Source organism: Bradyrhizobium sp. USDA 4486 (assembly GCF_054057995.1).
Map to the genome: position 1 here is coordinate 3,374,470 of NZ_JBSRZV010000001.1, position 14,535 is coordinate 3,389,004.

General features: G+C 64.9%; 13 protein-coding genes. 2 read left to right on the forward strand and 11 right to left on the reverse strand.

The features are described 5' to 3' along the window. Positions 1 to 24 precede the first annotated feature (24 nt). Both ACVWY3_RS16675 and ACVWY3_RS16680 read left to right on the forward strand, forming a co-directional pair. On the forward strand, positions 25 to 999 hold the full coding sequence (locus ACVWY3_RS16675) for a sugar ABC transporter substrate-binding protein (protein WP_456839421.1): 975 nt from the start codon (positions 25 to 27) through the stop codon (positions 997 to 999). Between the two features lie 62 nt (positions 1,000 to 1,061). Then, positions 1,062 to 1,349, forward strand: a complete 288-nt coding sequence (locus ACVWY3_RS16680) for a YciI family protein (RefSeq protein WP_456839422.1) — start codon at positions 1,062 to 1,064, stop codon at positions 1,347 to 1,349. A gap of 76 nt (positions 1,350 to 1,425) precedes the next feature. Here ACVWY3_RS16680 and ACVWY3_RS16685 read toward each other — a convergent pair whose 3' ends face one another. From ACVWY3_RS16685 to ACVWY3_RS16735, 11 genes are all read right to left on the reverse strand, one after another. Then, complete coding sequence (locus ACVWY3_RS16685; RefSeq protein WP_456839423.1) at positions 1,426 to 2,412, reverse strand: ABC transporter ATP-binding protein; 987 nt, start codon at positions 2,410 to 2,412, stop codon at positions 1,426 to 1,428. Further along, positions 2,409 to 3,398, reverse strand: coding sequence for an ABC transporter ATP-binding protein (locus tag ACVWY3_RS16690; protein WP_456839424.1), 990 nt, complete (start codon positions 3,396 to 3,398; stop codon positions 2,409 to 2,411). The genes ACVWY3_RS16685 and ACVWY3_RS16690 overlap by 4 nt, the downstream gene beginning before the upstream one ends. Before the next feature lie 19 nt (positions 3,399 to 3,417). Beyond that, a complete protein-coding gene (locus tag ACVWY3_RS16695) occupies positions 3,418 to 4,341 on the reverse strand; it encodes an ABC transporter permease (protein ID WP_456839425.1) in 924 nt (307 codons plus the stop codon). After that, on the reverse strand, positions 4,338 to 5,279 hold the full coding sequence (locus ACVWY3_RS16700; protein ID WP_456839426.1) for an ABC transporter permease: 942 nt from the start codon (positions 5,277 to 5,279) through the stop codon (positions 4,338 to 4,340). Before ACVWY3_RS16700 ends, ACVWY3_RS16695 begins: the two co-directional genes overlap by 4 nt. Positions 5,280 to 5,296: 17 nt before the next feature. Next, a complete protein-coding gene (locus tag ACVWY3_RS16705) occupies positions 5,297 to 6,898 on the reverse strand; it encodes an ABC transporter substrate-binding protein (protein WP_456839427.1) in 1,602 nt (533 codons plus the stop codon). A gap of 140 nt (positions 6,899 to 7,038) precedes the next feature. After that, a complete protein-coding gene (gene nikE / locus ACVWY3_RS16710; RefSeq protein ID WP_456839428.1) occupies positions 7,039 to 8,709 on the reverse strand; it encodes a nickel ABC transporter ATP-binding protein NikE in 1,671 nt (556 codons plus the stop codon). Next, positions 8,706 to 9,554, reverse strand: coding sequence for an ABC transporter permease (locus ACVWY3_RS16715; RefSeq protein WP_456839429.1), 849 nt, complete (start codon positions 9,552 to 9,554; stop codon positions 8,706 to 8,708). The genes nikE and ACVWY3_RS16715 overlap by 4 nt, the downstream gene beginning before the upstream one ends. After that, positions 9,551 to 10,582, reverse strand: a complete 1,032-nt coding sequence (locus ACVWY3_RS16720; RefSeq protein ID WP_456839430.1) for an ABC transporter permease — start codon at positions 10,580 to 10,582, stop codon at positions 9,551 to 9,553. Before ACVWY3_RS16720 ends, ACVWY3_RS16715 begins: the two co-directional genes overlap by 4 nt. 31 nt (positions 10,583 to 10,613) lie before the next feature. Then, entirely contained in the window at positions 10,614 to 12,233 is a 1,620-nt protein-coding gene (locus tag ACVWY3_RS16725) for an ABC transporter substrate-binding protein (RefSeq protein WP_456839431.1), read from the reverse strand. Between the two features lie 119 nt (positions 12,234 to 12,352). Beyond that, positions 12,353 to 13,789 carry an NAD(P)-binding domain-containing protein gene (locus tag ACVWY3_RS16730; protein WP_456839432.1) on the reverse strand — a complete coding sequence of 479 codons (1,437 nt, stop codon included), beginning with the start codon at positions 13,787 to 13,789 and terminating at the stop codon, positions 12,353 to 12,355. Further along, complete coding sequence (locus tag ACVWY3_RS16735) at positions 13,786 to 14,535, reverse strand: SDR family oxidoreductase (protein WP_456839433.1); 750 nt, start codon at positions 14,533 to 14,535, stop codon at positions 13,786 to 13,788. The genes ACVWY3_RS16730 and ACVWY3_RS16735 overlap by 4 nt, the downstream gene beginning before the upstream one ends.

The following is a 14,535-nucleotide window of genomic DNA, read 5'->3' on the forward strand; positions in this document are numbered from 1 at the left end:
AGCAAAATGAGGGATGGAGGCACTATGAGACAGAAACTGGGCTATTTGGCGCTGCCGCTGCTGATGGCGGCTGCGTTCACGACTGGAGCGCGCGCCGACGGCGAAACCATCGCCATCTTCACCAAGAACCAGACCAACCCGTTCTTCCAGACGGTGCGGGTCGGCGCCGACAACATGGCGAAATCGCTGAACGCGAAGACGCTGCAATACATTCCGACCAAGCCCGACTCGATCCCCGAGCAGCTCAGCCAGATCGAGGACGTCGTGGTGAAGAAGCCGAGCGCGATCGTGTTCACGCCGGTCGACTACAAGGCGATGGTGCCGGGCGTCGAGAAGATCAACGAGGCAAAGATCCCGGTCGTCAACATCACCGACCGCTCGGCGGGCGGAAAATTCCTGTCCTTCGTCGGCGCCGACGATTACAGCCTGGGGCTGGAGACCGCGCGCTTCCTGCTCAAGACGCTGGGCGGCAAGGGCAACATCGTCATCATCGAGGGCGTCAAGGGCTCGTTGACAAATGTCGACCGCGTCCGCGGCTTCAACGACGCGCTGAAGGAGGCCCCGGGCGCCAAGCTCTTGGCCTCGCAGCCCGGCAACTATCAGCGGCTCCAGGCGCTCCAGGTGATGGAGAACCTGATGCAGTCGAATTCGCAGATCGACGGCGTGCTCGCGGCCAACGACGCCATGGCGATCGGCGCGATCGAGGCGCTCGACGGAGCGAACCGGAAAGCGCAAGTAATCGGCATCAACGGCACCAAGGAAGCCATCGACGCGATCAAGTCAGGCAAGCTGCTCGCGAGCGGCGACTACAACGGATTTGCGCAAGGCTGCCTCGGCACCATGATGGCGATCCGCTCCTTGCGCAACCAGCCTGTCATCAGCGAGATCGTGCTGAAACCGACCGTCATCACCAAGGACAACTACCAGCCGTTCGACGTTCCGCTGGAGCAGCGCACCTGCCCGACCTTCGAGGACGCGGGCAAGCTCGGCGCCAAATAGACCACCCAATCACCGCAAATACGGGCGGCCGCCCACGGCCGTCCTGAGAACACGGAGACACCATGCTGTTCGCCATCCACGCCGTCGACCGCGCCGGCGCGCTGCCGACCCGGCTCGCCAATTACGACGCCCACAAGGCCTTCCTGAGCGACACCTCGTCCTTCGGCGTCAAGATCGTGATGTCGGGGCCGCTGGTCTCCGACGATGGCCAGACCATGATCGGCAGCCTGTTCCTGATCGAGGCGCCGGGCCGCAGCGAGGTCGAAGCCTTCAACCGCGCCGACCCCTTTGCCGCGGCGGGCATCTGGGAGAAAGTCACGATCACCGGCTTCCTGCGCCGGCAGGGCTAGAGCATGATCCGGAAAAGTGCGAAGCGGTTTTCCGGAAAGATCATGCGTAAACAACAACCTAAAGCGCGATGACGCTTTAAAGCCCCTCCACTTCCTCCGCGAGGTGACAAGCCGCCCACTGCTCGGGTCCGATCGCGCGCAGCGTCGGCTCCTCGGTGCGGCAGCGGTCGAAGACGAGCGGGCAGCGGGTGTGGAAGCGGCATCCCTTCGGCGGATTGATCGGGCTCGGCACGTCACCGCCGAGGATGATGGGATTGCGCTTCGCGCCGGGCTCAGGCAGCGGCACCGCCGAGAGCAGCGCCCTCGTATAGGGATGTTTTGGCGCGGCAAATATCTCGCGGCGCGGCGCCACCTCGACGATCTTGCCGAGATACATCACCGCGACGCGGTGCGTCATGTGCTCGACGATGGCGAGATCATGGCTGATGAACAGCAGCGCCAGGCCGAATTTCTGCTGGAGGTCCTGGAGCAAGTTGACGATCTGTGCCTTGACCGAGACGTCGAGCGCCGAGACTGCCTCGTCGCAGACGATCAACTCGGGCTCGGCCGCGAGCGCCCGGGCAATGCCGATGCGCTGGCGCTGGCCGCCCGAGAATTCGTGTGGCCGGCGGTTCAGCGCCTCGCGCGGCAGGCGCACCGTGTCCATCAGCGCGGTGACGCGGACTTCGAGATCCTCCGCGGATTTGGCTAAGCCGAAATTACGGATCGGCTCGGCGAGAATGTCGCGCACGCGCATGCGCGGATTGAGGCTCGAGAATGGATCCTGGAACACCACCTGCACCCGGCGGCGCATCTGACGCATCGTGCTCGGATGCGCGTCGTCGATGCGCTGGCCGTCGAGGATCACCTGCCCTGCGGTGATGTCGAACAACCGCAAAATGGCACGGCCGACCGTCGACTTGCCGCAGCCGGACTCGCCGACCAGCGACAGCGTCTCGCCGCGCGCGATCTCGAATGACACGCCGTCGACCGCATAGACGAACTCGGACTTGCGGCCGAACAGGCCGGTCTTGATCGGAAAATGCTTCTTGAGGTCGTTGACCTGGAGCAACGGAACACTCATGCCGCGACCGCTCCCTTGGCGGCGTAGTGGCAGGCCGCTATGTGGCGCGGGCCTTTCTCTTCCAGGCCCGGCGCATATTGCCGGCACAGATCGGTGGCGAGCGCGCATCGCCCGGCAAAGACGCAGCCAATGATCGGCTTGCGAAGGTCAGGCACCTGTCCGGGAATCTCGGCGAGCCGCGTCGCAGTGCCTGCGAGCGAGGAGCCGAGTTTCGGCACCGCACCTAACAGGCCCTGTGTATAGGGATGCCGCGGAGAGCGGAACAGCTCCGCCACCGGCGCCTCCTCGACCTTGCGGCCGGCATACATGACCATGACGCGCTCGGCAATCTCGGCGACGACGCCGAGGTCGTGGGTGATCAGGATGATGGCCGCGCCGACCCGGCGCTTGAGATCCAGCATCAGCTTCAGGATCTGCGCCTGGATCGTCACGTCGAGCGCGGTCGTCGGCTCATCCGCGATCAGGAGCTTTGGATTGCAGGCGAGCGCAATCGCGATCATCACGCGCTGGCGCATGCCGCCGGAGAGCTGATGCGGATATTCGCGCACGCGCCGCTTCGGCTCGGGAATGCCGACCAGCGTCAGCATCTCGATCGCGTGCGCCTCGGCGGCCTGCTTGTCGAGGCCCTGATGGATCATCAAGGTCTCGCGGATTTGGCGGCCGACGGTCAGCACCGGATTGAGGCTCGTCATCGGCTCCTGGAAAATCATCGAGATGTCGTTGCCGCGGATGGCGCGCATCTCGCGATCCGAGAGCTCGAGGAGATTCTTACCGGCGAAGCGGATGGCGCCTGCGATCCTGCCGGGCGGCTCCGGGATCAGGCGCATCAGCGACATCGAGGTCACCGACTTGCCGCAGCCGGACTCGCCGACGATGGCCAGCGTCTCGCCCTCGTTGACGTGGAAGGACATCCCGTCCACGGCGCGGTTGATGCCGCTCGGGGTGCGGAAGTGGGTTTGCAGATTCTCGACCTCTAGCAACGCCATCGCACGCAGCCCCGGGATATCAGAGACGCTTGGCCATGCGCGGATCGAGCGCATCGCGAAGGCCGTCGCCGAGCAAATTCACGGCGAGCACGGTGACCGACAGGAAGGCCGCCGGGAAGAACACGATGTAGGGCTTGACCTGCCACAGCGCGCGACCTTCCGCCATGATGTTGCCCCAGGACGGAATGGTGGGCGGCGTGCCGGCGCCGATGAAGGACAGGATCGCCTCGGTGATCATGGCGCTGGCGCAGATGTAGGTCGCCTGGACCAGCATCGGCGCCACCGTGTTGGGCAGGATGTGGCGCAGGATGATCATCGGCGTGCGCGTGCCGCAGGCGACGGCAGCGTCCACATAGGGTTGCTCGCGCAGCGACAGCACCACGCTGCGGACGAGACGCGAGACGCGCGGGATCTCGGCGATGGTGATCGCGAGGATGACGTTGCCGACGCTGCCGCGCGTCAGCGCCATCAGCGCGATCGCGAGCAGGATCGGCGGGATCGACATCAACCCGTCCATGAATCGCATCAAAATGCCGTCGGCCCAGCGGATGAAGCCCGAGACCATGCCGATGGCAAGACCTGCCGCGGATGCGAAGATCGCGACCGACAGGCCGACCGTGAGCGAGACCCGCGCGCCGAACAGCACGCGCGAATAGATGTCGCGGCCGAGCACGTCGGTGCCGAACCAGAAATCGGCCGACGGCGCCCGCGTGCGTTTTGCAGGCGCCAGCGCGGTCGGATCGACCGTGCCGAGATGAGGTGCGAACACCGCGATCAGGACGAGCAGCAGCAGCAGCGCGCCGCCGATCGCAACGGTGGGATGGCCGCGCAAGAGGCCGATGAAACCGCGCCGGATCGTGACCGGACGCAGGATCTCCGGCAGCTGCGGCGCGAGGACGAGTCCGGCCGGAAGTGATTGCGGATTGACGGTGGTGTCGGTCAATAGCGGATCCTCGGGTCAACGAGCGTATAAATGACGTCGATCATCAGGTTGACGAGGACGTAAACGAAGCTGAACAGCAGCACGATGCCCTGGATCACCGGATAGTCGCGGCGCAGGATCGCGTCGATCGTGAGCCGGCCGAGCCCGGGAATCGCGAACACGCTTTCCGTGACCACTGCGCCGCCGATCAGCAGCGCGATGCCGATCCCGATCACGGTCACGATCGGCACCGCCGCGTTCTTCAGCGCGTGAATGAACACGATGCCACCCTGCCCGAGGCCCTTGGCACGCGCCGTGCGGATATAGTCCTGCTGCAACACTTCGAGCATGGCGGCGCGGGTGATGCGCGCGACCAGCGCGATGTAGACGCAGCCGAGCGCAACCGCCGGCAGAATCAGGTTCTCCAGCCACGGCCAGAAGCCCTGGTTGAGCGGCGTATAGCCCTGCACCGGAAGCCATTCCAACTCGAGCGCGAAGATGTAGGCGAGCATGTAGCCGACCACGAACACCGGCAGCGAGAAACCGAATACGGCAAAACCCATGATCGCGCGATCAATCAGGCTGCCGGCCTTCCACGCCGCCACCACGCCGAGCGGCACCGCCACCAGGACGGTGAGCAGCAGCGTGACGATCATCAGCGACAGCGTCGGTCCGAGACGCTGCCCGATCATCGCCGAGACCGGCAGATTGGTCAAGATCGAGGTGCCGAGATCGCCATGCAGGATGCGCCAGACCCAGCTCCCGAACTGGATCAGGAACGGGCGGTCGAGGCCGAGGCTCTGGCGGATGCGCTCCACATCCTCCGGGCTCGCCTGGTCGCCTGCGATCACCACGGCGGGATCACCCGGCGCGATGTACAGCAGGCTGAACACGAACAGCGCGACGATTGCCATCACCGGCAAGGTCGCGACGATGCGACGGAGGATGTAGGAGAGCATCTGGCCTCAGCGCGCGATCATGCGGACTTCGACACACCCCAGAAGAACGGCAGCGGCCCCTTGGTGATGCCGGAGACGTTCTTGCGCCATGCCGTGTAGCTCAGGAAGAAACCGGTCGGGGCATAGACCACGTCATCGAGCGCCGCCTTGTTGAGGCGACCGATGGCGGCCTTCTCCTCGTCGAGGTTCTTGGCCTCGAACCAGGACGCGACCTCCTTCTCGGTGCCGGGGCTGTTCGGCCAGCCGAACCAGGCCTTGTCGCCATTGGCGCGAATGGCGGTGTAGGGCGCCGGATTGATGCAGTCCGCGCCCGCATGCCAGGTGTGGAACATGTTCCAGCCGCCCTGTCCGGGAGGTGTCTTCTGCGCGCGGCGCGAGCCGACCGTGCCCCAATCGGTCGCGACGAAATCGACATTCATGCCGAGCTTCTTGAGCAGGTCGGCCGTGACGTCTCCCTGCGCTTTCGTGATCGGCTGGTCCTGCGCCACGAGGCACGTCACCGGCTGGCCGGAATATCCGCTCTCGGCGAGCAGCTTCTTGGCAGCGTCGAAATCGCGCTTGCCCTTCAGGATTTCGCCACCCGCCTCGGAATAGAGCGGCGTATCCGGCGTGAAGAATCCGGGCAGCGGCTTCCACAGCGCCGTGTCGTCGCCGACGATCGCGCGCATGTAGTCTTCCTGGCTCAGCGCCATCAGCACCGCGCGCCGCGCCCGCACGTCGTTGAAGGGCGCAAAGAGATGGTTCATGCGGAACGAGCCGACATTGCCGAGCGGATCGCCGATATCGACGCTGATGTTCTTGTTCTTCTTCAGGACCGGAACGAGATCGGCGATCGGGCTTTCCCACCAGTCGACCTCGCCATTCTGCAACGCCGCGGCAGCAGTGGCCGGATCCGGCATCACGATCCATTCGATGCGATCGATCATCATCTGCTTGCCGCCCGCGAGCCAGGACGCCTTCTCCTGGCGCGGCACGTAGTCCGCGAACTTCTCGAACACAGCCTTGGCGCCCGGCACCCACTCGCTCTTGGCGAACTTCATCGGCCCGGAGCCGACATAATCGGTGATCTGCTTGAACGGATCGGTCTGCGCGATGCGCTCCGGCATGATGAAGCCGCAGGGCGAGTTGTTCTTGGCAAGCGCGTACAGCATCTTCGGGTAGGGCTGCTTCAGGACCCACTTGAAGGTGCGGTCGTCAACCGCCGTCAACTCCTGCTGGAGCGCCTTGATCATCAATCCCATTGGATCGCGCGCCGCCCAGCGGGTGAGACTTGCAACGACGTCTTTGCTCAGCACCGGCTCGCCGTCGTGGAATTTGAGGCCCGGCCGCAGCTTGAACGTCCAGGTCGTGCCGTCGTCCGTCACTTCCTCGGATTCGACCATCTGCCGTTGCGGCTGGAGCGAGGAATCAATGCCGTAGAGCGTATCCCAGACCAGCGCCGCGGCGTTACGCACGACATATTGCGTGCCCCAGATCGGGTCGAAATTGGCGAGATTGGCCTGGGGCACGAAACGCAGGGTGCGCGCCGCGGCGCTCTGGGCGATCGCGGGGGCCGACAGGCCCGTCAATGCCAGACCGCCCGCGCCAGCCAGTCCCTTCAATACGGTCCTGCGATCCATGAAGTCCTCCCAGTAATGCCGTGATGCCAGCTTTCTTTGGCCAAGGGCAAGTGAAACCGAGCCCATTTGCAAGCAAATGGTATGCCACTAAATGCCCCTTCGCCAGCGGGATCTCGCTGCAATTTGGAACGATGCGGGCCTCACAGGGCGGCCGCCAGCACCTTGCCGGTCTCGATATGCGGGATCGCCTCGACCAGCTTGCGCGTGTAGTCCGTCTTCGGATTGTCGAACAGCGCCCGGCTCTCGCCCTGCTCCACGATTCCGCCATTGCGCAGCACGATGGTGCGGTCGCACAGCATGCGAACCACGTTGAGATCGTGGCTGACGAACAGCAGCGCGATGTCGTTCTCGCGCCTGAGACGATCGAGCAGCTGCAGCACTACCGCCTGCACCGAAACGTCGAGCGCGGCGGTCGGCTCGTCCAGCACCAGGAGCCGCGGCCGGCAGGCGATGGCGCGCGCGATCCCGACGCGCGCTTTCTGGCCGCCTGAAAGCTGGTGCGGAAAGCGCGGCAAGAGATCGAGCGGCAATCCGACCCGCTCCGCACACTCCTCCACCCGCTTGCGCAGCGCATCACCGGCGCGCATGCCGTCGAGCCGCATCAGGGGATGGGCGATGCAGTCGAATGCCGTGAAACGCGGGTTGAGGCTCTCGTTCGGGTCCTGGAAGACCATCTGGATGTCTTTGCGCAGGGGAGAGCGATGGAAGTCGCGCGAGGCGACGTGGCCGATCGACTGCCCTTCGAACACGATATCGCCTTCGCTCGGATCGATCAGCCGGCAGATCATCCGCGACGTCGTGCTCTTGCCGGAGCCGGACTCGCCGACGAGCCCGACGCTCTCGCCGCCGGCCATCGTCATCGAGAAGTCGGCGACCGCGGCGGAGCCCTGGTCGAAACGTTTTGCAAGCTTGCGCACCTCGAGCAGCGGTGGCGTCCCGTGCGGAAGCTCAGGCCTGGGCTTGCTGACGACGGCCGCGTATCGCTCCCGCTCCTCCTCAGTGACGAGATCCTCGATCCGCGAGGTCGCGGTCGGCGATGCCGCAACGAGGCGTTTGGTGTAAGGGTGCTGCGGCGCCGCAAAGAGCGTCTTGGGGCTCGCTTCCTCGACGATGCGTCCTCGCTCCATCACCGCAATGCGGCGGCAATAGCGCGCCGCAAGGCCAAGGTCGTGCGTGATCAGGATCGTGGCCATGCCGCGCGCGGCGGCGATGTCGGCGAGCAGGTCCATCACAACCTTCTGGGTGGTGACGTCGAGACCGGTGGTCGGCTCGTCCGCGATCAGGAGCGCGGGATTGCAGGAGATCGCGATCGCGATCATCACGCGCTGGCACATGCCGCCGGACAACTCGTGCGGATAGGCATTCATCCGCGTCTCGGGGTCGCGGATCTGGACCGCACGCAACAAGTCCAGTGCCTCGGCGCGCGCGGCCTCTTTCGAGATGCGCTTGTGGGTGAGGATCGCGTCCGCGATCTGCAGGCCGATCGCACGGATCGGGTTGAGCGCCGCCCGCGGGTTCTGGAAGATCATCGACATCGCGGCGCCCTGGAGCTGACGGAGGTCATCGCCCCGGAGTTTTGTCACGTCCTGCCCGCGAAACAGGATCCTGCCGCCGGTGACGCGACCGGCCGCATCGAGCAGCCGCGTCGTCGCAAAGCCGGTCACCGACTTGCCCGATCCGCTCTCGCCGACGAGGCCGAGCATCTCGCCCTTTTCGACCGTGAGCGTGACACCGCGCACCGCCTCGACCATGCCACGCCGCGTCGAGAACGTGACGTGGAGATCCTCGATCCTGAGCAGCGCTTCGCTCATGTGCGCATCCGGGGATCGAGAATGTCCCGCATCCCATCGCCAAGGAGATTGAAGCACAGTACGGCAAGCATCAGCGCGAGGCCCGGAAAGGCCACCAGCCACCACCGGCCGGTCGAAATGAAGCGCGCGCCCTCCGCGACCATGATGCCCCATTCCGGCGTCGGCGGCTTGACGCCGAGGCCGATGAAGGACAGTCCGGCCGCGTTGAGAATGGCCCAGCCGAGATTGAGCGAGATCTGCACCGCCATCGCCGGCAGGATGTTCGGCAGCAGGAAGCGCAGCACCACCGAGAAATGGCTCTCGCCGCAGGCGCGCGCGGCCTCGACCCAGCCGACATTGCGGCGGACGTTGACCTCGGCCCGAGCGAAACGGATGTAGAAGGGAAGATTGATGATCGCCGTTGCGATCACGATGTTCTCGATCCGGTTGCCGAGCGCCGCGACCATCGCCATCGCCAGCACGAACAGCGGAAAGGCCATCATGACGTCGACGAAACGGCCGACGCTACGATCGAGCCTGCCGCCGGCATAGCCGCAGAAGGAACCGACGACCGCGCCAAGCACAGAGGAGATGCCGACCGCCGAGACCGCGATGGCGAGATCGAGCCGCGCCGCGATGATGAGACGGCTGAACACGTCGCGCCCGAGTTGATCCGTGCCGGCGAGATGCGCCGCACTCGGCGGCTGCAAGGCTTCGGACACATTGGAGACCACGGGATCATAAGGCACGATCCAGGGGCCAAAAATCGCAAGCAGGACGAACACCAGCACGCCGGTCGCGGCGACGGCCGTCAGCGGGTTGCCGCGCAGAATCCAGACCGAATGGCGGAGGGTTGCGCTGGTCATTCGATCGACACCCTGGGATCAGCGATGCCGTAGCAGATGTCGACCACGAGATTGACCAGCACGAACAGGCTGGCCATCAGCAGCACGAAACCCTGGACCGGCGCGTAGTCGGAGGAGAGCAGCGCATCGAGCGCGTAGGAGGCAACGCCGGGCCAGGAGAACACCTTCTCCACCAGGACATTGGCGCCGAGCATGGTCGAGAACACGATGCCCGCGATGGTGATGACGGGCAGGATCGCGTTCCTCAACGCGTAAGTGACGACCACCTTGCGCCAGGACAATCCGACGGAACGCGCGGTACGCACAAAATCGCTGCCGAGCGAGACCAGCATCGAGGCGCGCGTGATCCGCGCCAGCGGCGCGATCACGAACAGCGCCATGCTCACCGCCGGCAGGATGAGCTGCTTGCAGGCCGCCCACCAGCCTTCGAAGTCCCCGGCGAGCAGGAAATCGATCGACAGGAAACCGGTGCGTGACGGCGGCAGCGAGGTGAAGACGTCGATGCGCCCCGTGGGATCGGGCGCTAGCCCGAGCAGATAATAGAAGACGTAGATCAGCAGCAGCCCCGACACGAAGGTCGGCACGCAGACGCCGAGCGCGCAGAACAGCCGCACGACATGGTCGACAACTGATCCAGGCCTCAAGGCGGCGATCACGCCGAGCGGCACCGCCGCGATCAGCGCGATCAGCAACGCGGTGAAGGTGAGCTCCAGCGAGGCCGGCAGCCGTTCGCGTAGATCCTTGAGCACCGGCTGCCCGGTCATCATGGACCGGCCGAGATTGCCGTGGCCGATGTCGGAGAGATAGAACACGAGCTGCTCCGGCACGGATTTGTCGAGCCTCATCTGCTTTCTGATCTGCTCGATCTCCTCCTTGCCGGCATTGGGCCCCGAGGCGAAGAACACCGCGGGGTCGCCGGGCAGGACGCGCATCAGCAGAAAGGTGAAGACCAGCACACCGAACAGCGCCGGCAGCGATGACAATAGCCGCCTGCCCGCCCGCACCATCGTTGCGCCAAGACCCGTCATCACCTCTCAAACTCTCTCTTGGCTGCGCATGTCACTTGCGGCTGACGTCGCGATAGTCGACCTGCCGGTGGAACTCGTAGGTGTAACCCTCGATCGAGGCGGCCATCACCGCATCCTGGTTCGGCTGCCATAACATGATCTGCGGCATCAAATCGGCATGCATCGCATTGAGCTTGCGGCCGTCTTCCTCGTATTTGGCCTTGTCCGGCTCAAAGCGGGCCTCCTGCGCGATCGCGGCAAGCTCGGGATTGTTGATCGAACTGTAGTTCCAGCGCTGGTTGCCGGTGTAGAAGTTGCGGTAGAAATAATCGGTCGACGGCAGCCAGGCGACGATTCCCTCGGTGAAGAACGGCAGCTTCTTCTCGTTGATCTGCGTCGACATCTGCGCATCCGGCAGCTTCTGGATGTCGACCTTGATCCCGATCTTGCCGAGCGATTCCTTCACCAGCGCCGCCATCGGCTCGGCGGTCGAGGCCTGGCCGACATTGAAGCTGAACGTCGTCGAGAATCCCTCGGGCAGGCCCGCTGCCTTCAGGTACTCCTTCGCCTTGTCGAGATCGATCTTCACCGGCTGCTGGAACGGATAGACACCGCTCAGCGGCTTGCCGTCCGGCCAGTTCGCGCCGAACAGCGGCGCACCGCGGCCGAACAGGGCGGCCTTGAACATGTCCTCATAGGGCAGCGCAAAGGCGATGGCGCGGCGGACATTGACGTTGTCGAAGGGCGGGATCTGGTTGTTCATCGAGACGAAGGTGATCGAATTGTATTGCGGTGTCGAGATCACCTTGAGCTTGCCCTTGGCCTCGAGCGCCTGCACGTCGCTGGCCTGAAGATCGACGACGAGATCGGCATCGCCGCGCTCGACGAGGTTGGCGCGCGTGGCCGGCTCCGGCACGGACTGGATGATGACGCGCTTGAAGAACGCCGGCTTGCTTGGTGATCCGCGGTTCCAGGCCTCGTTGCGCTTGACGATCACCTGCTCGCCCGGCTTGAACGTCTCGATCACATAGGCGCCGCTGCCGGCGGTATGTTCCTTCAGCCAGGCCGTCGCCCAGGGATCATCCGCCGTCGCATGCTCTTTTGCCAGTTTCGAGTTGATGATCATCGGGTAGACGGTGGCAAGGTTCGGCAGCGCGAGCTTGTCAGGTTTTGGCAGCGTTACCTCGATCGTGAGGGGATCGATCACCTTGAACTGGTCGGCCGACGTCAACGATCCCGTCAGCAGTTGCGCCTTGCCGAGGATCGGCGCGGTGACGCAGCGGTCGAGCGACCATTTGACGTCCTCGGCGGTGACGGGCGAGCCGTCCTGGAATTTTGCATCCTTGCGCAGGCGAAAGGTGAGCTTCAGGCCGTCGGGGCTGACGTCGTAGGATTCGGCGAGCTCACCGGTGATGGTGTCGAGATCGAACACCCATTTGCCGTTGAGCTGCTTGCGGCCGAACGCGACCAGCCGGTCATAGGTGCTCATGCTCAGCGCGAAGGACTCGCGGGTGGATCCGGGAATGTTGGGATCGAGCGTGTTGACGGACGCGCCGGTGACGTAGCGCAATGTCTCTGCCCTGGTTTGCGCTTGCGACGGCGCGGTGGCGACGAGCAACAGCGCGGTGGTAGCGAGGACGCAGGTCGCCGGCCTGAAAGACACAAAACGCATTGGTTTTTCCCTGAATTTCGAACGAGAACGCCAGCAAGGCAGGTTCAGAAACAAGCAAGTTGCGCGCCAGTCTCATGGGGCGATTTTGTAGGCGTATCGTCGCGGCGGCGCATGGATGATCATTGCGATTGCTCCATTGTCCGCGCTGGCCGCGTGATCGTGGCCTGCGGCACGTCATAGGCGCCGAGCGACGCCCAATGTCGCGCGATATCGGCGCGGAACAGGCCGCGCGTCAGGCCATTCACCAGTTTTGGCACGGCCGTCGTCATCGCATTGATCGACGATCCCGACGGGCCAAAGCTCATGGTGGAGGCGATGGCGAAGAGATGGATGTCGGAGATCCACGGCGTCGTGCCTGCCACACGCTCGGTGAAGGCGTAATCGTCGGCAAGATAAGGGAAGCGGCCGAGCCGATCGTTGCGCTCGTTATCCGGCGGCTGATACCGGTCGGCCCAGGTCGCGATGTTGGCGGCAAAACGGCTGAGCTCGGCGCGGCCGGCGAAGTTCATGTCGATACCGGTGCCGCAGATGACGAAATCCGCTGTGATGGTTCCGCGCGGCGTCTGCAATGCGATGCCATTGCCGGTCTCCTGCGCCGCGTCGACCGGCGCGCCCTCGTGCAAGCTGAAGTTGGCATGACGCGCGCAGCGGTCATAGGTTGGCTGCGGAAATCCCTCGCGCATCTCGAGAATTTTGCGCATGAAGCGCCAGCGCCAGGCGTCATCGAGATCGCTGAGATGGCGCAGGAAGCCGCGGAAGGTCAGCCAGCGATAGGGCTGGATCAACTGGATCTGCGCACGGCGGCAGAGCAGGTGCACTTCGGCGGCGCCAGCTTCCAGCGCGGTCGCCGCATTGTCGAAGGCGGAGGCGCCGGCGCCGATCACGGCGACGCGCTTGCCGCGCCGGCGCTCGAAATCAATATCGTCGGCGACGGTCGCGATGGAACTTTTCGGCAGGTGCGCTAGCTGCTCCGGGATCATCCAGCCGCCCATGCCCTCCTGCCCGGTCGCCAGCACGATCTTGCGGGCGTAGAGCGTCTCGATACCGTCGGCGCGTTTCACGCGCGCCGCGAGCAGGCCGTCACATGCAGGCGCAATCTCCAGAAGCTCGCAACCGTTGCGCACGGGCAAGCCGATCGTGCGCCGCAGCCAGAGCAGATACTCGGCCCAGTGATCGCGCGCGATCAGGTCAAGCTGCTGCCAGCTCTTCTTGCCGAACCGCGCCTCATGCCAGGACTGATAGGTCAGGCTCGGAATGTCGAGGTCCGGGCCGGTATAGTCCTTCGGGCTGCGCAGGGTCGGCATCCGGGCATAGGTGAGCCATGGGCCCTCCTTCCCCTCCTCCGCCTTATCGATCAGCAGGATATTGCTGACGCGCGAGCGCAACAGGCCGAAGCCGATGGCGATGCCGGACTGGCCGGCGCCGATGATGAGCACATCGAGCGCCGGCTTGCCATCGGGTCCCGTCTTCGGTTCGAGCCACGCGGCGCCGGGATGCGCGATCCGCGCAAGATCGGTGTGAACGTCCGCTTCGAGATCCGTCAGCGCGTCATTCATGCCGCGAGCCAGCCTCCGTCGACCACCATCACGGTCCCCGTCGTGAACGAGGACGCATCGCTGGCGAGATGCAGCGCGGTCTGGGCGATCTCTTCCGCGCGGCCGAACCGCTTCATGGCGTGACGGTTGCGGGAAGCTTCGCGCACCTCGTCCGGATTGGCGTGCCGGGCAAAGCTGCGGCGCAGCATCGGCGTATCGATCGCGCCCGGCGCGATTGCGTTGACGCGGATGCCATCGGTAGCAAAGTCCACCGCCATGGTCCTTGTCAGGCTGACGATCGCGCCCTTGGCAGCGATATAGGCGCTGTTGCCCTTGCCGCCGGCCATCGCGAGTTGCGATGCCAAGGTGATGATCGAGCCGCTGCTCTGCCGCTGCATCTGCGGCACAGCCGCCCGCGCCCACAGCCAGGTGCCTCCCACATTGGCGCGAAACACCGCGTCCCAGTCTTCCAGGCTCGTGGTCAGCACCGTCCCGCCGCAGGAGAAGCCGGCCGCCGTCATCAGGATATCGAGCCGGCCGTAATGCGCGACGACCGCGCTGACGACAGTCTCGGCGAATGCGGCATCGCCGACGTCGCCGACATGCGTCGTTGCCTCGCCCACCAAGGCTCGCGTTTCCTCGAGTCCTGCGGGATCGCGGTCGACCAGGGCCAGACGCGCGCCTTCCTCAGCGAACAGCCTCGCGCTGGCGCGGCCGATGCCGGAGCCGGCGCCGGTGATGATGGCGGTGCGCCCCTGCAGCCGCAT